We start from the raw sequence: 17,456 nt of genomic DNA, 5'->3' as shown, positions 1-17,456 counted from the left end.
GGGCACAGTTTCCGGCAGCCCACCCTGTTCGCCGTATAGCGAATTGGGGCTTGTTTTGCCAAGCAAAACGCCTGCCAAACGCGAAAGTGTGGAGACCTTAGCGTTTGCTGCGACTGCTAAGAGAAAATTAGCTTAAGCCTGATCGAGACCGTAGAGCGTGTGCAGCGTGCGCACCGCAAGCTCGGTATAGGCGGTGTCGATCAGAACCGAGAATTTAATCTCGGAGGTTGTAATGGCCCGGATGTTGATATTCCGTCCTGCGAGGGCCGAGAACGCCTGGGCGGCAACGCCGGCATGGCTGCGCATGCCGCTGCCGATCACCGAGATCTTGGCGACGTCGGTCGCGGTGTCGAGCCTGGCATAATTGATCTGGCTCTTGGCCGCGGTGATGGTCTCCTTGGCCCTGGTGTAGTCGGCGGCCGGGACCGTGAAAGTGAGATCGGTGGTCTTGCCGTCCTCGGAGACGTTCTGCACGATCATGTCGACGTTGATGTTGGCATCCGCGAGCGGGCCGAAGATCGACGCTGCCACGCCGGGCTTGTCCTCGATCTGGCGCACCGAAATCTGGGCCTCGTCCTTCGAAAAGGCGATGCCGGTGACGACGTGGCTTTCCATGATCTCCTCCTCGCTGCAGATCAGCGTGCCGGGCGGCTGGTTGGCATGCGGGTCGATATCCTCGGGCTTGTCGAAGCTCGAGCGGACGAAAATCGGCATGTTGTGGACCATGCCGAGTTCCACCGAGCGGACCTGGAGCACCTTGGCGCCCTGGGAGGCCAGCTCCAGCATGTCTTCGAACGCGATCTTGTCGAGCCGGCGCGCCTTCGGCACGATTCGCGGATCGGTGGTGTAGACACCGTCGACGTCGGTGTAGATGTCGCAGCGGTCCGCCTTGACGGCGGCGGCGATCGCCACGGCCGAGGTGTCGGAGCCGCCGCGGCCGAGCGTGGTGATGCGGTTGGTCTCGGGGTTGATGCCCTGGAAGCCGGCGATCACGGCGACTTCCTTGCGCTCCCTGAAGCGCTTGATGATCTCGCTGCCGTCGATGCCCTCGATCCGGGCCGAGGCATGGGCGTCGCTGGTCTTGATCGGGATCTGCCAGCCCTGCCAGGAGCGGGCCTGGATGCCCATGCCCTGAAGCACGATGGCAAGCAGGCCGGACGTCACCTGTTCGCCCGAGGCGACCACGGCGTCGTATTCGCGCGCGTCGTGCATCGGCGAGGCCTCGGTGCACCAGGCCACCAGCTCGTTGGTTTTCCCCGACATCGCCGAGACGACCACGGCCACTTCATGGCCGGCGTCGACCTCACGCTTCACATGGCGTGCGACGTTGCGGATACGTTCGATGTTGGCGACGGATGTGCCGCCGAATTTCATCACGAGGCGGCTCATGACGACGCGTGCATTCCCTCATAAGGATAAGTATGGTGACCCGCGCTGGACGGGTGCCTGCGATACCGACCGCGCGTATACAGACGGGCGGGGCCGGGGGCAAGCGGGTTCCTGCGCAGGCCAATCCGGGCAATGGGTTAATCGAGGTCATGGCGCGTTATATCGACGAGATCCTGCAACCGGGCGAGCGGGTGCTGTATTCGACCAATGCGCACTGGATCTTCTATTTGCCGGCGATCCTGGCCTGGATCGTGGCGCTGGCCCTGTTCGTCCTGTCCCGGCAAACCATCGTCGAGGGGCTCGTGCTGCTCTGCCTCGTCGCGGCCGGCCTGGTGGCTCTGGCGGCGCTGTACTGGACCGTGAAGGGCTGGTTCCATCGCTTTACCACCGAGACCGACGTGACCAATTTGCGGATCGTGCACAAGACCGGCTTCATCAAGCGCCGCACCTTCGAGATGGCGCTGGACAAGGTCGAGAGCGTCGATGTGAATCAGACCATTCTTGGACGTATTCTCAACTATGGCGACGTCACCATCAATGGCGTGGGGGAAGGCCGCGAAACCATCCGGACCATCGCCTCGCCGCTCGCCTTCCGCAGTTCGATCACCACGCGGTAGGACCGCGCGCAACCCATGAGCATGCAGCAAAATACTTCCGGCACCGCAAGCCCGCAGCCGGGCTCGACCGTCGACGCCGCCGAGATCGCAAAGTTCTCAAAACTTTCGGCCGAGTGGTGGGACCCCAACGGCAAGATGGCGCCGCTGCACCGGATCAACCCGCTGCGGCTCGGCTATATCCGCGATGCCGCCTGCCGCAAGTTCGAGCGCAATTTGCGCAGCCTCAACTGCCTCGGCGGTCTGCGCGTGCTCGACATCGGCTGCGGCGCCGGCCTCCTCTGCGAGCCGCTGTCGCGCCTGGGCGCGCAAGTCATCGGCGTCGATCCGTCGGTCAGCAACATCGCGGCCGCGAAGCTGCATGCCGACAAGGCGCATCTCGCGATCGACTATCGCTGCACGACGGTTGAGGAGATCGACCCGCGCGAGCGTTTCGACATCGTGCTGGCGATGGAGGTGGTCGAGCACGTCGTCGACGTCGGCGTTTTCCTGAAGCGCTGCGCCGCGATGCTGAAGCCGAACGGGTTGATGGTGGTCTCGACGCTGAACAGGAATTGGAAGAGCTTTGCGCTCGCCATCGTCGGCGCCGAATACGTCCTGCGCTGGCTGCCGCGCGGCACTCACGAATGGAACAAGTTCGTCACCCCCGACGAGCTGACGAAATACCTGCTCGACAACCGCCTCGTCATCACCGAGCAGACCGGCGTCGTCTACAGCCCCTTCGCCGACAAATGGACCCTCTCGTCAGACATGGACGTGAACTATATGGTGGTGGCGGAAGGCATGGTGTGAGGCGTTGCTGCTTCCAAACATTCGGCGTCGTCCTGGCCAAAGCCAGGACCCATTACCCCAGGGTCCAGTTAGGCGAAAACTGACAACCACGAGTCCTCGCCAAACCACTCCCTGGGGTAATGGGTCCTGGATCTGCGCTTCGCTTGTCCAGGACGACGATTAAGTTTGGCGAAAGCATCGCTCCCATGATGTGGGCGTGATTGACCTGCTTGAGCGCGAGCGGCACGTTGGTCTCAACTTCTTCTCCCTCCCACCGCCATCCCACCCATGTTCACCATCGCCAGCCTCTGGATTCCCTTCACCGTCATTGCTGCGCTTGGCCAGGTCGCGCGCAATGCGATGCAGCGGTCGCTGACGAAGCCGCTGGGGACCTGGGGCGCAACCAATATCCGCTTCCTGTTCGGCTTTCCGTTCTCGCTGCTGTTTCTCGCGGTGGTGCTGGTCGCAACCGGCGATCATCTCGGCATGCCGCCTGGCGTATTCTGGCCGTGGCTGCTGCTGGGCGCGCTCAGCCAGATCGTCGCGACCGGCCTGATGCTGCTCGCCATGAACGACCGCTCCTTCGTGGTGACGACGGCCTATTTGAAAACCGAGGCGATCCAGACCGCCATCTTCGGCTTCGTCTTTCTCGGCGATCATTTGACATGGCTGAAGGTGCTGGCGATCGTGATCGCGACAATCGGCGTCGTCATCACCGCGCTACGGCCCGGCGGCGAGAAGAGCTTTGCCGAGCTGAAGCCGACCATCACCGGTCTGGTCGCGGCGGCAGCGTTCGCATTGTCAGCGGTCGGCTTCCGCGGCGCCATCATCAACGTGCCTGGCGTCTCGTTCGTGACGGCGGCATCATTCACGCTGGTGCTCGGCCTGTTCGTGCAGACGCTGATCCTGACGATCTATCTGCTCTGGCGCGCGCCGAAGGTGCTTCAGGCGATCCTGAAGCTTTGGAAGCCGTCGCTGCTCGCCGGCTTCATGGGCGCCTTCGCCTCGCAGTTCTGGTTCCTGGCATTCGCGCTGACGGCCGCCGCCAATGTCCGGACGCTCGCCTTGATCGAGGTGCTGTTCGCGCAAGGTGTGGCGTATTACTCGTTCAAGCAGCCGATCGCGCCGCGCGAGATTGTTGGCATCGCGCTGATCGTGATCGGCGTGGCCGTGCTGGTGGGAGTTTAGGAAAAGTCAGCGTAGCTCGGCGAGTATGCCGGACGACAGAACGCGCAACTCGCCGCTCAAGATCGGGTTCGCCAAATCGAAGATCGCCGCTTCGATCAGCTCTTCAGACCCTGCTTCGAAGCCGATGTCCTCGCGGCATTCCACAAGATTAGCCCAATCTTCAACGGTGGGCGCATCGATCTCTCCCCTGGAATATCGCTCGAGGACAGCGGCGATATGACTCCGCGTCAACGTAACGACCGGATCGCTGTCCCAAGACAACGTGCCAAGTTCGGCCTTGAGCTGCTCTACCGGCGCATCGAACTTGAGCAGAGACGAAAGAATCGATTCGCGGCTCATGGTCTCGGGTCAGTTCCGGTCTTCCGGAAGCGTCGGCAGCGGCGAGACCTCGATGCCTTCGTCGATCAGCGACTTGGCCTCGTCGGCCGAGGCCTCGCCGTAGATTGGACGGTGCTCCTTGTCGCCGTAATGCATCGCGCGGGCTTCATTGGCGAATCGCTCACCGACATTGTCGGCGTTCTTCACGATGTGGTCGCGCAGCTCTTTGAGCTTGGCACGCAGCTCCCGCTCCTGCGCCATCAACAGCGAGGTTGGTGCGGATTGTGCAGCCTCAGGTGCGGTCGTGGCGGTGGGCTCAGGCGGCGGCGTGGCGCGTCCGCGGCCCTTCTTGCCGACGATGCGCGGCGCCATGATCGCCTTGTCGACCTTGGCCGAGCCGCAGATCGGACAGGTCACGAGCTTGCGCTTCACCTGCTGGTCGTACGCGGCCGAGCTCTGGAACCAACTTTCGAAGTCGTGGCTCCGGTCGCAGCGGAGCGCGTAGCGGATCATGCCGATCCCCGCACGAGGTGCAGATGGTCCGGCCCCGCCTTGGGATCGGCGACGCCGAAGCGGCGGCCGTGCTGGAGCGAGGGGATCGCGCGGCGCGCGGTCTCGACCTTGGCCGGATCGATCTTGGCCATGATGATGCCGGGCTCGACATCGCCCTCGGCGAGGATCTCGCCCCAGGGATCGATGATCAGCGAATGACCATAGGTCTCGCGCTTGTTCTCGTGCAGGCCTGCCTGCGCCGCGGCGAAGATGAAGCAACCGGTCTCGATCGCGCGCGCACGCAACAGCACGTGCCAATGCGCCTCGCCGGTCTTGCGGGTGAAGGCCGAGGGCACCGTGATGAAGTACGCGCCGCTTTCGGCCAGCGCGCGGTAGAGCGCGGGGAAGCGCACGTCATAACAGATCGTCAGCCCGACGCGACCCCAGGGCAGGTCGGAGATCACGGCCGTCTCGCCCGGCTGGTAATTGGCGGATTCGCGATAGCTCTCGCCGTCCGGCAGCTCGATATCGAACATGTGGATCTTGTCGTAGCTCGCGAGCACATTGCCCTCGGGCCCGATCAGGAACGAGCGGTTGACCGCTTTCTCGTCCGAAAAGCGCAGCGCCAGCGAGCCGACATGGATGTGGATCTTCAGTTCGGCCGCGAGCGCCCGGTACGCCCTCAGCGAGTTGTCGTCGTCCTGGCTCTGGAGGTGCTCGAACAGGGCCTTGCGGTTGAGCTGCATCATGTTGCTGACTTCGGGCGTCTGCACGTAGTCGGCGCCATTGGCCGCAGCCTGGCGGATCAGCCTGGTGGCCTGCTCGAGGCTCGGCTCGGGCATCAGGCCGGTGCGCATCTGCACCATCGCCGCAGTGAAGGTCCTGGTGTCGCTCATGACTCCGCCTTGACGCTTTCGAGCATGCCGTCGAGCTTGCCTTCGCGATCGAGTGCGTAGAGCTCGTCGCAGCCCCCGACATGGGTTCCGCCGATCCAGATCTGCGGGAAGGTCGAGCCGTCGCCGGCGCGATCGTACATCTCCTGGCGCCAGGACGGGTTCTTCGCGATATCCAGCTCCGTGAAGGTCGCCTTCTTGCGGGTGAGCAGCGACTTGGCGGCGGAACAATAGCCGCAGCCCGGCCTCGTGTAGATCTCGACAGCAGCGGTCATCTTGTCTGGCGCTTTCATGTCATGAATTCATTGAATTATATGGGACTTCACCGGCTCTCGACAACCCGGGCAAACACCAGCACGTCCACTTGCGCCGCCTTGGCCCGGAGCAGGGCCCGCGCACAGCCATCCAGCGTCGCACCCGACGTCAGGACGTCGTCGATGAGGACAATGCGCCGACCCTGGACGTCCGCCTGACGGTCGGGGGATACCTGGAATGCGCCCTGCACATTGGTGGCGCGCTGGGGCCGTGACAGGCCGATCTGCTGCTCGGTCGCGCGTACCCGGCGCAGCACCTCAGCCTTCGCTTTCACCCCGCTCTGCCGCTCGATGATCCGCGCCAGCGCCCCGGATTGGTTGTAACGGCGGCGCCAGGCCCTTCGCCAATGCAGGGGAACGGGCACCAGCATGTCGGCCTCGGTGAGCAGCTCGCCGCCCGCGCGCGCCATCCAGCGCCCCATGGCGGGCGCCAAATCCGTGCGGTCCTGGTATTTCAACGCATGTACCAGGGTGCGCGCGACGTCGTCATAACGCACCGCGGCGCGCGCTCGCTGGTAGGCCGGCGGGCTCGCGATCGCCTCCATCGACAGCATGTCGGGGCCGGGATCGTACACAAAAGGAATGCCGAGCCGCGGGCAGTAGGGCCGTTCGATGAACGACAGCCGCGCCCAGCACGCCGCGCACACGCCCTCGCCGTCGACCGGCTCGCGGCAGGACACGCACAGCGTCGGCAGCGCGATGTCGAGCGCAAGCCGTGCCGCACGTGACAGCACATGGCGGCCAGCCGTCCATGCGGCACGCAGGGGGGTGGCGATGGAACGAGGAGGGCCGGCGTCGGATGCCATGGCCGAAAGCTAGCGCCGCACGCACCGGATTGCCAGAACCGTCGCGATGGGCGTAACCAGCGGCATGGCTCAAGACCCGCAAACCCCGCCCGCTTTGTTCGACCGTGCTTTGCTGCACGCGCGACAGCGCCGCGCGCAGGCGCAAGGTGCCGTGAGCTTCCTGTTGGATCGGGTCGCCGAGGACATGTCCGACCGGCTGGCCGCGGTGATGCGGGAGTTTCACACAGCGGCCGATCTCTGGACGCCCGGCGAGGGTCTCGCGGTGCTGCGCGCGCGACTGCCCTCGATCGCGCGCATTGAGCTCGATACGTCGGGTGCGGAGAAGCTGCCCTTTGCGTCCGAAAGCCTCGATCTTGTGGTCTCGGCGCTGGCGCTGCAATTTGTCAACGATCTGCCGGGGGTGCTCGCGCAAATCCGTCGCGCGCTGAGGCCGGACGGGCTGCTGCTGGCGGCGATGATCGGCGGCGACAGCCTGACCGAGCTGCGCCAGGCTTTTGCCGCCGCCGAGGCCGAATGCGAGGGCGGCGTGTCGCCGCGCGTCGCACCGTTTGCCGATCTGCGCGACGTTGGTGCGCTGTTGCAGCGAGCAGGATTTGCGCTGCCGGTCACCGATGTCGACCGCGTCGTGGTGCGCTACGCCAATGCGTTCGCGCTGATGCAGGATATCAGGCGCATGGGCGCTGCCAATGTGCTGATCGAACGGCGGCGCACCCCGAGCCGACGATCGACGCTGCTGCGGATGGCGGAAATTTACGCGGAACGCTTTGCCGATGCCGACGGCCGCATCCGTGCGACATTCGATATCATCTGGCTCTCCGGTTGGGCCCCGCATGCGAGCCAGCAGCAGCCGCTGAAGCCGGGGTCGGCAAAAGCCAGTCTGGCGGAGGCGGTGCAGAAGGCGGGGAAAGAGTAGCGGTGTCTCGCCGCAAAACGCGGCGTCATCCTGAGGTGCGAGCCTCTTCGGCGAGCCTCGAAGGATGCTAGCGGGTACTTTGGCGCCGTCGCCCGTCGAGGCCTCCGCTTCGCTCCGGCACCGCCAGCGACAACGGCTATGCCGTTGCGCGGGGGTGACGGCGATCTTCCATTCACATCAACAAATCAATCAAATGCGGGATCAGCGGAATGTCCGCGGGCGGCATGGGGTAATCGCGCAGCTTGTTTGCGCGGACCCAGGCCAGGGTCTGGCCTTCGCGCGGCATGACTTGCCCTTCCCAGCGCCGGCAGATGTAGAGCGGCATCAGGAGGTGAAAGGTCTCGTAGCCGTAGCTCGCGAACGTCAGCGGCGCCAGGCACGGCTCGGCGACGGTGATGCCGAGCTCTTCGTGGAGTTCGCGAATCAGGCTTTGCTCCGGCCGCTCTCTGGGTTCACACTTTCCGCCGGGGAATTCCCAGAGGCCCGCCAGCGTCTTGCCCGCAGGGCGCTGCGCGATCAAGACGCGCTTGTCGGCGTCGACCAGCGCGCAGGCCACCACGAGCGTCAGTTTGAGATCAGCCATGTCTGAATGTCGCTCGCTGAAAGATCATCCGCAACGGTTGGTTAACCCTGTTAGGGCCGGTGTTTCCGAGGTCACCATAAGTCATATTTAATCCACGGATCCTAGGGTGGAAACGCTGAAACCATTCCGGGCCAGATCCATGCGCGTTGAGTTTCGTACCGTCTTCCGCCGCTTCCGTCGCGACCGGCGCGGCAATGTCGCGGTGATCTTCGCAATCTGCTGCGTTCCCCTGATCACGTTCGTCGGCAGTGCGATCGACTACTCCCGCGCGACGCAGGTCCGGGCGAAGCTTCAGGGCGCGGCCGACGCGGCCAGCGTCGGTGCGATCGCCAAAGCCTCGCCGGGGTTTGCTGCCGCGGGCTCGATGACCACGGATGGTTCGATCACGGTCGGCGTCACCGACGCCCAGAAAATCTTCGATGCCAATCGCGCCAACCTGACCGGCTATACGCTCAACAGCGTCACCCCGACAGTCGTCAAGACCGGCTCGACCATCAACTCGACCGTCTCGTTCACCGCCACCATCAACACCATGTTTCTCGGCCTGATCGGCAAGACCACACTGACTATGAGCGGCACGTCGGCGTCGACGGCCAACATGCCGCTCTATGTCGACTTCTATCTCCTGCTGGACAATTCTCCGTCGATGGGCGTCGCAGCGACACCGGCCGACATAACGAGTTTGCAGGGAAAGACGGGTGGATGTGCATTCGCCTGTCACGACACCACCAAGGCGGCCGGCACAAGCAACTACGACATCGCCAAAGCAAATGGCATCACGACCCGAATTGACGTGGTGCGCCAGGCGAGCGCGAACTTGATGGACACAGCCCAGAGCACGCAGACCTATTCGAACCAGTTCAGAATGGCGATCTACGATTTCGGCGCTTCGTCAGCGACGATCGGATTGAGAAATCTGTTCGCGCTCTCTTCGAGCTTGAGCTCCGCCAAGACGGCGGCGGGAAACATCGACCTGATGGCGGTTGCCGGTCAGAATGACGTGTATACTATCGACAAAGATACTCCCTTCACCACTATTTTTCCCGCAATCAATACCGCAATCGCCGCGCCTGGAGCAGGTACGTCCGCGTCACCGCTGAAATATCTGTTTTTTGTATCCGATGGGGTCGCTGACGAAGCCAACTCGGGCATGACGATGTGTAGTGTCTCGTCTTCTTCGTATCCTCTCGCGTCATCGAACCGCTGTCAGTCGCCGATCAATCCGGCGCTCTGCACGACGATCAAGAACCGCGGGATCAAGATCGCGGTGCTGTACACGACATACCAGCCGCCTACTGACGGCTGGTACAACACATGGATATCGCCCTTTAACCCCGGGCCGTGGGGGCCGTCTCCGAACAGCAAGATCGCGCAGAACATGCAGAGCTGCGCTTCGCCGGGATTCTATTTCGAGGTGAGCCCTACCCAGGGCATTTCGGAAGCGATGAACGCGCTGTTCAAGAAGGCAATCGCGGACGCGCGGATTGCGGGTTGAGTTGGACCAAGGCTCTTTCACCGTCACCCCTGAGGTGGCCGCATCTTCAGCGGCCCTCGAAGGCCGGCGGCCCGGCTATCGGTGGTCCTAAACACTACGACCTGTAGTCCCCGTTGATCGCGACATACTCCTTGGTGAGGTCGCAGGTCAGCACGCGGTCGCGGCCCTTGCCGAGACCGAGCGAGACCTTGATCGCGATCTCCGGCGCCTTCATCGCCTCCGACACCTGCGCCTCGTCATAGGACGGATCGCGCGCGCCGCTCTTGGCGACGCGGATGCCGTTGAACGAGATCGAGAGCTTGTCGCGGTCAGCCGGCTCGCCGGCCTTGCCGACCGCCATGACCACGCGGCCCCAATTGGCGTCCTCGCCGGCGATTGCGGTCTTCACCAGCGGCGAGTTCGCGATCGACATCGCGATCTTGCGCGCCGAGGCCTTGGTCTTGGCGCCCTCGACGGTGATCTCGACAAGCTTGCGCGCGCCTTCGCCGTCGCGGGCCACCTGCTCGGAAAGATTGGCGAGCACCTGGTTGAAGGCCTTGACGACGGCTTTCAGGCGCGGGTCGCTGGCGCGGCTGATCCTTGGCGCACCGTGCTCTGCAGCAGCGCCGGTGGCAAAGGCCAGCAGCGTATCCGAGGTCGAGGTGTCGCCGTCGATCGTGACCGCGTTGAACGTGTCCTCGACGCCGCTCTTGAGCAAGGCTTGCAGCGCGGCAGGCGCGATCGGTGCGTCGGTGAAGATGAAGGACAGCATCGTGGCCATGTCGGGCGCGATCATGCCGGCACCCTTGGCCATGCCGTTGATCGTGACCTTGGCCTTGCCGAGCTTCACGGTCGCGGTCGCGACCTTCGGGAAGGTGTCGGTGGTCATGATCGCCTTGGCGGCGGCCAGATAATCGCCGGCCTCGGCGGTTTGCGCGAGCCGACCGAGCACGCCGTCGAACTTGGTCGCATCCAGCGGCTCGCCGATCACGCCGGTCGAGGCCAGGAAGATCTCACCCTCGGTGCATCCGACGGCCTTGGCCGCGATCTTGGCGGTCAGTGCCGTGGAGCTGCGGCCGGTCTTGCCGGTGAAGGCATTGGCGTTGCCGGAATTGACCACCAGCGCGCGCGCCTTGCCGCCCTTGAGCTTGGCGCGGCACCATTCCACCGGTGCGGAGGGGCATTTCGACTTGGTGAAGACGCCGGCGACCGCGGTGCCCTTGTCCATCACTGCCAGCAGCACGTCGGTGCGGTTCTTATAGCGGATGCCGGCCTCGGCCGTCGCGAGACGGACCCCCGCAATGGTGGGCATGTCGGGGACGGATTTCGGTGCGAGGGGAGAGACGGAGGAGGACATCGGGGCGCCTTGATGGGATCTGGATATGCAGATGCCCGGCGCGGGGGGCCGGGCATCACAAAGGCTTAGATACTCTTCACGTCACCGAAGTGACAGCGAATTCTTACTTCTTCGCCGGCGGCGCCATCTTGCTGTCAGACGGCTTGGCCGCATCGGCCGGCTTGGCGTCCTTGGCCGCATCCGCCGGCTGGTCCATCCGCTCGACCTTGGCTTCCGCGCGCAGCTTGGCGACGTAGTCGGCCTGGGCCTTGCGGGTGACATACTGCTCGATCTGCGCCTTGACCTGCTCGAAGTCCGGCGCCTTGCGGCTGCGCTTTTCCTCGACCTTGATGATGTGCCAGCCGAACTGCGACTTCACGGGGTCGGAGATCTTGCCCGGCTCGAGCGCGAAGGCGATTGCCGAGAATTCCGGCACCATCTGCTCCTTGGTGAAGAAGCCGAGGTCTCCGCCGTCGGCCGAGCCCGGATCCTTGGACTTCTTCTTGGCGAGCTCGGCGAAATCGGCGCCCTTGTCGAGCTCGGCCTTCACCGCCTTGGCCTCGTCCTCGGTCTCGACCAGGATGTGGCGGGCGTGCACTTCCTGCTCGCCGGTGATCTGCTTGGAGGCCTCCTCATAGACCTTCTTCATGGCATCCGGGGTGGTGGCGGCCTTGCCCTCGCCGGCAAGCAGGCTGTCCATCAGGAGGCGGTTGCGGGCGAACGCCAGGCGCTTCTTGAACTCCTCGCCGTCGGCGAGCTTCTTGTCCTCGGCGGCCTTGCCGACGATCTTCATGTCGATCAGGAAGGACAGAACGTTCTCGTCCTTGGTCGCCGGGTCCATCTGGGCGAGGCTCGGCCCGAGTTCCTCTTCGGCCATGGCGACGTCGCTCTTCTTGATTTCAGCGCCATTGACCTTCGCCAGCACCGGATCGTCGGCAGCCCGGCCGGGCCCCGCGATCAGCGCCAGCGCAAGGCAGCCCACCAGGGCGGTGGCGAGGCCGAAGCGCAGGCCGGTTTTGGTTACCGGGAACGAGGTGGTCATGGAAAATCCTTTTGTTGAAGCAGGGGGCTGCTCGAGCGGGGCGGACACTCGCCCAATTCAGGGGGCCTTGGCAACGCGAAAAGTCTGTCAAAATGATGAATTAGCCGCAATGCACCCGCCGTTGACAAGGCCCTGACCGGGCCATATCTCTGCCCGGTCGCGTCCATGCGATGGCGTTTATTTTGCTGCGTTTTTGGCCGTTGAACCCAGACTTGCCCAACTCCCACCCATATGGCGGATGGACCCCCCGCAGTCCGGGCTCCGGCGCCCAGCAGGCGTCACGGTGAGTTGATAGGCAGGAGGGTGACAACCTCTTGGCTGCAACGCGAACGCGGTTGAATCGCGAACACAGGAACTAAGCATGATCGGCGCGCTCGCCCGCAAGTTTTTCGGCTCCGCCAACGACCGGCGGGTGAAGGGATATCAGTCCCGCGTCAACGCGATCAACGCGCTGGAGCCCGAGGTCTCGAAACTCTCCGACGAGGCCCTCAAGGCCCGCACCGCCGAGTTCAGGAAGCAGCTCGCCGAGGGCAAGACCCTGGACGACCTGCTGGTCCCCGCTTTCGCCACGGTCCGCGAAGCCGCCAAGCGCACGCTCGGCCAGCGCCATTTCGATGTCCAGCTGATCGGCGGCATGGTGCTGCACGAGGGTGACATCGCCGAGATGAAGACCGGCGAAGGCAAGACCCTGGTCGCAACGCTTGCGGTCTACCTCAACGCGCTCGCCGGCAAGGGCGTCCACGTCGTCACCGTCAACGACTACCTCGCCCGCCGCGACTCCGGCTGGATGGGCCAGATCTACGGCTTCCTCGGCCTGACCACCGGCGTGATCGTGCACGGCCTCGACGATTCCGAGCGCAAGACCGCCTATGCCTGCGACATCACCTACGGCACCAACAACGAATACGGCTTCGACTATCTGCGCGACAACATGAAGTACCGGCTCGAGGACATGGTCCAGCGGCCGCACTTCTACGCCATCGTCGACGAAGTCGACTCCATCCTGATCGACGAAGCGCGCACGCCGCTGATCATCTCCGGCCCGCTCGACGACCGCTCGGACTTCTACAACACCATCGACGGCTTCCTGCCCAAGCTCGACAAATCCGACTACGACGTCGACGAGAAGCAGCGCACGGTGACGCTGACCGAAGCCGGCATGGAGAAGATCGAGACGCTGCTGCGCGATGCCGGCCAGCTCAAGGGCGAGTCGCTCTACGACGTCGAGAACGTCTCCGTCGTGCACCACATCAACCAGGCGCTGCGCGCCCATACGCTGTTCACGCGCGACAAGGACTACATCGTCCGCGACGACGAGGTCGTCATCATCGACGAGTTCACCGGCCGCATGATGCAGGGTCGCCGCTATTCCGAAGGCCTGCATCAGGCGCTGGAAGCCAAGGAGCACGTGCAGGTCCAGCCGGAAAACCAGACGCTGGCCTCGATCACCTTCCAGAACTATTTCCGGATGTACGAAAAGCTCGCCGGCATGACCGGCACGGCGCTGACCGAAGCCGACGAACTGTTCGACATCTACAAGCTCGAGGTCGTGGAAATCCCGACCAATTTGCCGGTCGCCCGTCTCGACGAGGACGACGAGGTCTATCGCACCCAAAACGAGAAATACGCCGCGATCCTGGCCGAGATCGAGCGCGCCAATGCGCGGCTGCAGCCGGTGCTGGTCGGCACCGCCTCGATCGAAAAATCGGAAGTGATCGCCGAATATCTCAAGAAGCACGGCTATCGGCAGATCGATTTCGGCAGCGAACATTCGATGCAGAAGCTGTACGCCGCGGCCCGCGCCGGCAAGCCGGCAAAGCTGTTCGCGGTGCTGAACGCGCGCTTCCACGAGCAGGAAGCCTACATCGTCGCGGAAGCCGGCGTACCCGGCGCGATCACGATCGCGACCAACATGGCCGGCCGCGGCACCGACATCAAGCTCGGCGGCTCGCTGGAAATGCGCATCCAGCAGGAGGCCGCTTCGATCGAGGACGAGGCCGAGAAGGCCAGGAAGATCGAGCAGATCAAGGCCGACATCGAGCACTTCCGCGACATCGTGCTGAAGGCCGAGGAAGAGGTCGAGATCGAGCCGGCGAAGGGTTCGAAGCCCGCCAAGACCGTGAAGAAGCCCGGCGGCCTCTACATCATGGGCTCCGAACGCCACGAATCCCGCCGCATCGATAACCAGCTCCGCGGCCGTTCCGGCCGTCAGGGCGACCCCGGCCGCTCGAAATTCTTCCTGTCGCTGGAAGACGATCTGATGCGCATCTTCGGCTCGGATCGCCTCGACAGCATGCTGCAGCGCCTCGGCCTGCAGGAGGGCGAGGCCATCATCCATCCCTGGATCAACAAGGCGCTCGAGAAGGCGCAGCAGAAGGTCGAGGCGCGCAACTTCGACATCCGCAAGAACCTGCTCAAGTTCGACAATGTCCAGAACGACCAGCGCAAGGTGATCTTCGACCAGCGCGTCGACCTGATGAAGGACGACAGCGTCGCCGAGACCGTCGCCGACATGCGCCACGCCTTCATCGACGACCTCGTCGCCAAGCACGTGCCCGAGCATGCCTATGCCGAGCAGTGGGACGTCGCGGGCCTGAAGGAAGAGCTCAAGCGCGTGCTCGATCTCGACTTGCCGGTCGAGGATTGGGCCAAGGAAGAGGGCATCGCCGACGAGGAACTGCTCACGCGGATCGAGACCCGCGCCGACGAGCACATGGCCGCCAAGGTCGCGCAATGGGGTCCCGACGTGATGCGTTACGTCGAGAAGACCATTCTGCTCCAGACGCTCGACCATCTCTGGCGCGAGCACCTGATCATGCTCGACCATCTGCGCCAGGTCATCGGCCTGCGCGGCTACGGCCAGCGCGATCCGTTGCAGGAGTACAAGACCGAAGCGTTCAACCTCTTCCAGGAGATGAGCGCGCATCTGCGCGAGGCCGTCACGGCGCAGCTGATGCGGGTCGAGATCGTGCCGCCGGAGCAGGAAGCCCCGGCGCTGCCGCCGATGGAAGCGCACAAGTTCGACCCGAACACCGGCGAGGACGAAATGGCGCTCGCCAGCGTCACGCTGGGCGCGCAGGCCACCGACGCCGCGTTGCGCGATCCGAAGAACCCGGCCAGCTGGGGCAAGATCGGCCGCAACGAGGATTGTCCGTGCGGCTCAGGCAAGAAGTACAAGCACTGCCACGGGCGGTATGCGTAAGGCTTGAATGTGAGGCGTCGACGTCGGCGCCTCAGTCTCCGCTGTCGTCGCCCGGTTTAGCCGGGCGACCCAGTACGCCGCGGCTTCTCGGTTCAAATCACATGGGTCTCTGGAATACTGGATCGCCCGATTAAATCGGGCGATGACAGCGAGTATGTGGCGCGCAGCTCTATCTCCATCGCCGGGACGACCGTGTTAAGGGAGCGCGCTAAACGCACCCTCAATTCGAGCTGTCGATCAAGCTCTCCAGCAGCCGCTTCAATTCGCTCGTCGACTTGTCGCCGTAGCTCTCCAGGATGTGCTCTTCCTGGTCGACCGCGAGCGAGTTGAGCTTCTTGCTCAGCACCTTGCCGCGGTCGGAGATGAACATCAGGACCTTGCGGCGATCGTTCGGGTCCTGCACGCGGTAGACCAGCGTGTCAGAGACCATGCGGTCGATCATCTTGGTCAGCGTTGGATGGTTGAGCAGCACGGCATCCGCCAGCTCGCCCATCGAATGGCCGTTGCCATCCGACAGCACTTTCAGGATGCGCCACTGCTCGACGGGGACGCCTTCCTTGCTCAACCGCAGTTCGAGCTGCCGGTTGATCTCCCGGTTGGCTTGCGCGAGCAGGTAGGCGAGGTGTTCGGTGATCGGGGTGTTCGGTTTTGCCACGGCTAAGACTTTGTCTTGACCCAAATGAGTGAATGTCTTGCAATCGATGCTGCATCTATATGCACTTCAATTCTTGAATATTCAATATTTTCAAAATAGGATATTGCCCAACAATAGGGCGGGTGCCGCGGCCGCCTGCTGAATGAGCTTTCAAGTCTGGTGTCAGACAGGAGTTGGCGTGCGCGCGACGGTAAACTTCCCGGCTCACGGCGGTCCGGCCTTACCGCCGTCCTTGCTGTTCAGGAATCTGTCGCCCGCGGCAGCGGATTTCGACCTGTCGCCGGTTGACGCGCATTTCATGAAGCGCCGCGGTGCACACAACAAGCTCCGCATCGGAGGCTTCATGTGCTGCACCGGCTCGCCCGGCGTTTGGGGCCCGTGCGCGACAAGCAGCGCGCAGCTCGCGGTCGCCGAGATCAACAAGCGCGGCGGCATCCTCGGGCGCGAGATCGAGCTTTCGATCTATGACGCTGGCGGTCCGCTCGACGAGATTCTGAGCCGCGCCGAGCAGGCGATCGCTTCGGATGAGATCGACCTCATCGTCGGACTGCATACCAGCGCGGTGCGCGTGGCGCTGCGCAAGGTCACCACCCGCCACCGCATCCCCTACATCTACACACCCGTCTACGAGGGCGGCGAGCAGACACCGGGCGTCATGGCGATCGGCGAGACGCCGCGCTGGCAGAGCCGCCCCTCCATTCACTGGCTCGCCGACGTCAAGAAGGCGGCGCGCTGGTACCTGATCGGCAGCGACTATGTCTGGCCCTGGCAGTCACACCGCGCGGTGAAGCGCTACATCAAGGAGGCCGGCGGCCATGTCGTCGGCGAAGAGTTCGTTCCCCTCGGCGAAGACAACCACGAGCCGCATCTGGAGCGCATCCGTGCCGCGAGGCCGGACGTCGTGCTGATCTCGTTGATCGGCACCGACAGCATCACGTTCAATCGCGCGTTCGGCGAATGCGGCCTGGGCGCCACGACGCTGCGGCTGGCCGGGGCGATGGACGAGACCGTGTTGCTCGGAATCGGCGCCGACAACAGCGAGAACCTGTTCTGCGCCTCCGGCTATTTCCCCGGCATCGGATCGCGGGCCAACGACGACTTCCAGAGCCGCTATCGCGCGATGTTCGGGCCGAACGGGCCTCCGATCGGCTCGCTCGGTCAATCCAGCTATGAGGGACTGCGCTTCCTCGAGGCAGTCGCGAACAAGGCGGGCACGTTGGCGATGGGCCCGATGCTCGCGGCCGGCCGCAACATCGTCTATGGCGGCGCGCGCGGCCCCGTCACCGTCAGGAACGGTCACACCCGGATGCAAATGTATCTCGCCGGGGCGGATGGCCTCGACTTCAAGCTGATCAAACCGATCTGATGCCGGCGCGGCCATCTGCAAACGCCAGATTCCAAAATAATCCTTGAAAAGGAAAATATTTCCGTCTGTAATATCGAGGTGAAGCCGATTGGCGCGCGCC

At 63.8% G+C, this 17,456-nt stretch carries 17 protein-coding genes; 7 read left to right on the top strand and 10 right to left on the bottom strand.

From position 1 onward, the window contains the following. Positions 1–132 precede the first annotated feature (132 nt). Positions 133–1,389 (bottom strand): aspartate kinase, encoded by a 1,257-nt coding sequence (locus AC0L3P_RS15890; protein WP_035973494.1) that lies wholly within the window; start codon positions 1,387–1,389, stop codon positions 133–135. A 149-nt stretch (positions 1,390–1,538) separates the two neighbouring features. Between AC0L3P_RS15890 and AC0L3P_RS15885 the strand changes: the two genes are divergently transcribed. From AC0L3P_RS15885 to AC0L3P_RS15875, 3 genes are all read left to right on the top strand, one after another. Then, positions 1,539–2,006, top strand: a complete 468-nt coding sequence (locus AC0L3P_RS15885; RefSeq protein ID WP_035973495.1) for a PH domain-containing protein — start codon at positions 1,539–1,541, stop codon at positions 2,004–2,006. Positions 2,007–2,021: 15 nt separating this feature from the next. Beyond that, complete coding sequence (gene ubiG / locus AC0L3P_RS15880) at positions 2,022–2,795, top strand: bifunctional 2-polyprenyl-6-hydroxyphenol methylase/3-demethylubiquinol 3-O-methyltransferase UbiG (RefSeq protein ID WP_473302736.1); 774 nt, start codon at positions 2,022–2,024, stop codon at positions 2,793–2,795. 267 nt (positions 2,796–3,062) lie between these two features. After that, positions 3,063–3,962 (top strand): EamA family transporter, encoded by a 900-nt coding sequence (locus AC0L3P_RS15875; RefSeq protein ID WP_473302734.1) that lies wholly within the window; start codon positions 3,063–3,065, stop codon positions 3,960–3,962. A 6-nt stretch (positions 3,963–3,968) separates the two neighbouring features. Here the strand turns inward: AC0L3P_RS15875 and AC0L3P_RS15870 are convergent, their stop codons facing one another. The 5 genes from AC0L3P_RS15870 to AC0L3P_RS15850 are packed head-to-tail and all read right to left on the bottom strand — an operon-like array spanning position 3,969 to position 6,785. Further along, on the bottom strand, positions 3,969–4,301 hold the full coding sequence (locus tag AC0L3P_RS15870; RefSeq protein WP_473302732.1) for a hypothetical protein: 333 nt from the start codon (positions 4,299–4,301) through the stop codon (positions 3,969–3,971). 9 nt (positions 4,302–4,310) lie between these two features. Then, positions 4,311–4,793: a DUF1178 family protein gene (locus AC0L3P_RS15865; RefSeq protein WP_473302730.1), complete on the bottom strand. Its 483-nt coding sequence runs from the start codon at positions 4,791–4,793 to the stop codon at positions 4,311–4,313. Next, positions 4,790–5,668, bottom strand: coding sequence for a carbon-nitrogen hydrolase family protein (locus AC0L3P_RS15860; protein ID WP_275172711.1), 879 nt, complete (start codon positions 5,666–5,668; stop codon positions 4,790–4,792). The genes AC0L3P_RS15865 and AC0L3P_RS15860 overlap by 4 nt, the downstream gene beginning before the upstream one ends. After that, positions 5,665–5,940, bottom strand: coding sequence for a glutaredoxin 3 (gene grxC, locus AC0L3P_RS15855; RefSeq protein ID WP_473302923.1), 276 nt, complete (start codon positions 5,938–5,940; stop codon positions 5,665–5,667). The genes AC0L3P_RS15860 and grxC overlap by 4 nt, the downstream gene beginning before the upstream one ends. 47 nt (positions 5,941–5,987) lie before the next feature. Then, complete coding sequence (locus AC0L3P_RS15850; RefSeq protein WP_473302727.1) at positions 5,988–6,785, bottom strand: ComF family protein; 798 nt, start codon at positions 6,783–6,785, stop codon at positions 5,988–5,990. Positions 6,786–6,849: 64 nt separating this feature from the next. Between AC0L3P_RS15850 and AC0L3P_RS15845 the strand changes: the two genes are divergently transcribed. Further along, positions 6,850–7,698, top strand: a complete 849-nt coding sequence (locus AC0L3P_RS15845) for a methyltransferase domain-containing protein (protein ID WP_473302921.1) — start codon at positions 6,850–6,852, stop codon at positions 7,696–7,698. Between the two features lie 172 nt (positions 7,699–7,870). Here AC0L3P_RS15845 and AC0L3P_RS15840 read toward each other — a convergent pair whose 3' ends face one another. Next, the gene (locus tag AC0L3P_RS15840; RefSeq protein WP_473302725.1) at positions 7,871–8,281 is read right to left on the bottom strand and encodes a (deoxy)nucleoside triphosphate pyrophosphohydrolase; all 411 of its coding nucleotides are present in this window, start codon (positions 8,279–8,281) and stop codon (positions 7,871–7,873) included. Between the two features lie 139 nt (positions 8,282–8,420). Between AC0L3P_RS15840 and AC0L3P_RS15835 the strand changes: the two genes are divergently transcribed. Beyond that, the gene (locus AC0L3P_RS15835; RefSeq protein ID WP_473302723.1) at positions 8,421–9,776 is read left to right on the top strand and encodes a TadE/TadG family type IV pilus assembly protein; all 1,356 of its coding nucleotides are present in this window, start codon (positions 8,421–8,423) and stop codon (positions 9,774–9,776) included. Positions 9,777–9,870: 94 nt separating this feature from the next. Here AC0L3P_RS15835 and argJ read toward each other — a convergent pair whose 3' ends face one another. Together argJ and AC0L3P_RS15825 are read right to left on the bottom strand one after the other, a co-directional pair. After that, on the bottom strand, positions 9,871–11,112 hold the full coding sequence (argJ, locus tag AC0L3P_RS15830; RefSeq protein WP_473302721.1) for a bifunctional glutamate N-acetyltransferase/amino-acid acetyltransferase ArgJ: 1,242 nt from the start codon (positions 11,110–11,112) through the stop codon (positions 9,871–9,873). Between the two features lie 103 nt (positions 11,113–11,215). Continuing rightward, positions 11,216–12,133, bottom strand: coding sequence for a peptidylprolyl isomerase (locus AC0L3P_RS15825; RefSeq protein ID WP_275172716.1), 918 nt, complete (start codon positions 12,131–12,133; stop codon positions 11,216–11,218). A 361-nt stretch (positions 12,134–12,494) separates the two neighbouring features. On the opposite strand from AC0L3P_RS15825, the gene secA reads away from it, so the two are divergent. After that, entirely contained in the window at positions 12,495–15,335 is a 2,841-nt protein-coding gene (secA, locus tag AC0L3P_RS15820; RefSeq protein ID WP_473302716.1) for a preprotein translocase subunit SecA, read from the top strand. Between the two features lie 220 nt (positions 15,336–15,555). Here the strand turns inward: secA and AC0L3P_RS15815 are convergent, their stop codons facing one another. Then, the gene (locus tag AC0L3P_RS15815) at positions 15,556–15,990 is read right to left on the bottom strand and encodes a MarR family winged helix-turn-helix transcriptional regulator (RefSeq protein ID WP_007599198.1); all 435 of its coding nucleotides are present in this window, start codon (positions 15,988–15,990) and stop codon (positions 15,556–15,558) included. Between the two features lie 178 nt (positions 15,991–16,168). Between AC0L3P_RS15815 and AC0L3P_RS15810 the strand changes: the two genes are divergently transcribed. Further along, positions 16,169–17,356: a substrate-binding domain-containing protein gene (locus AC0L3P_RS15810; protein ID WP_275172718.1), complete on the top strand. Its 1,188-nt coding sequence runs from the start codon at positions 16,169–16,171 to the stop codon at positions 17,354–17,356. Positions 17,357–17,456 lie beyond the last annotated feature (100 nt).

The organism is Bradyrhizobium sp. WSM4874 (genome assembly GCF_055811835.1).
This window is presented reverse-complemented; position numbering and strand designations above follow the sequence as displayed.

What these genes read in the sequence shown, in the direction of transcription:
- AC0L3P_RS15890 (WP_035973494.1), bottom strand. Translation starts at nt 1,389, where the DNA reads ATGAGCCGCCTCGTGATGAAATTCGGCGGCACATCCGTCGCCAACATC.
- AC0L3P_RS15885 (WP_035973495.1), top strand. Translation starts at nt 1,539, where the DNA reads ATGGCGCGTTATATCGACGAGATCCTGCAACCGGGCGAGCGGGTGCTG.
- ubiG (WP_473302736.1), top strand. Translation starts at nt 2,022, where the DNA reads ATGAGCATGCAGCAAAATACTTCCGGCACCGCAAGCCCGCAGCCGGGC.
- AC0L3P_RS15875 (WP_473302734.1), top strand. Translation starts at nt 3,063, where the DNA reads ATGTTCACCATCGCCAGCCTCTGGATTCCCTTCACCGTCATTGCTGCG.
- AC0L3P_RS15870 (WP_473302732.1), bottom strand. Translation starts at nt 4,301, where the DNA reads ATGAGCCGCGAATCGATTCTTTCGTCTCTGCTCAAGTTCGATGCGCCG.
- AC0L3P_RS15865 (WP_473302730.1), bottom strand. Translation starts at nt 4,793, where the DNA reads ATGATCCGCTACGCGCTCCGCTGCGACCGGAGCCACGACTTCGAAAGT.
- AC0L3P_RS15860 (WP_275172711.1), bottom strand. Translation starts at nt 5,668, where the DNA reads ATGAGCGACACCAGGACCTTCACTGCGGCGATGGTGCAGATGCGCACC.
- grxC (WP_473302923.1), bottom strand. Translation starts at nt 5,940, where the DNA reads ATGACCGCTGCTGTCGAGATCTACACGAGGCCGGGCTGCGGCTATTGT.
- AC0L3P_RS15850 (WP_473302727.1), bottom strand. Translation starts at nt 6,785, where the DNA reads ATGGCATCCGACGCCGGCCCTCCTCGTTCCATCGCCACCCCCCTGCGT.
- AC0L3P_RS15845 (WP_473302921.1), top strand. Translation starts at nt 6,850, where the DNA reads ATGGCTCAAGACCCGCAAACCCCGCCCGCTTTGTTCGACCGTGCTTTG.
- AC0L3P_RS15840 (WP_473302725.1), bottom strand. Translation starts at nt 8,281, where the DNA reads ATGGCTGATCTCAAACTGACGCTCGTGGTGGCCTGCGCGCTGGTCGAC.
- AC0L3P_RS15835 (WP_473302723.1), top strand. Translation starts at nt 8,421, where the DNA reads ATGCGCGTTGAGTTTCGTACCGTCTTCCGCCGCTTCCGTCGCGACCGG.
- argJ (WP_473302721.1), bottom strand. Translation starts at nt 11,112, where the DNA reads ATGTCCTCCTCCGTCTCTCCCCTCGCACCGAAATCCGTCCCCGACATG.
- AC0L3P_RS15825 (WP_275172716.1), bottom strand. Translation starts at nt 12,133, where the DNA reads ATGACCACCTCGTTCCCGGTAACCAAAACCGGCCTGCGCTTCGGCCTC.
- secA (WP_473302716.1), top strand. Translation starts at nt 12,495, where the DNA reads ATGATCGGCGCGCTCGCCCGCAAGTTTTTCGGCTCCGCCAACGACCGG.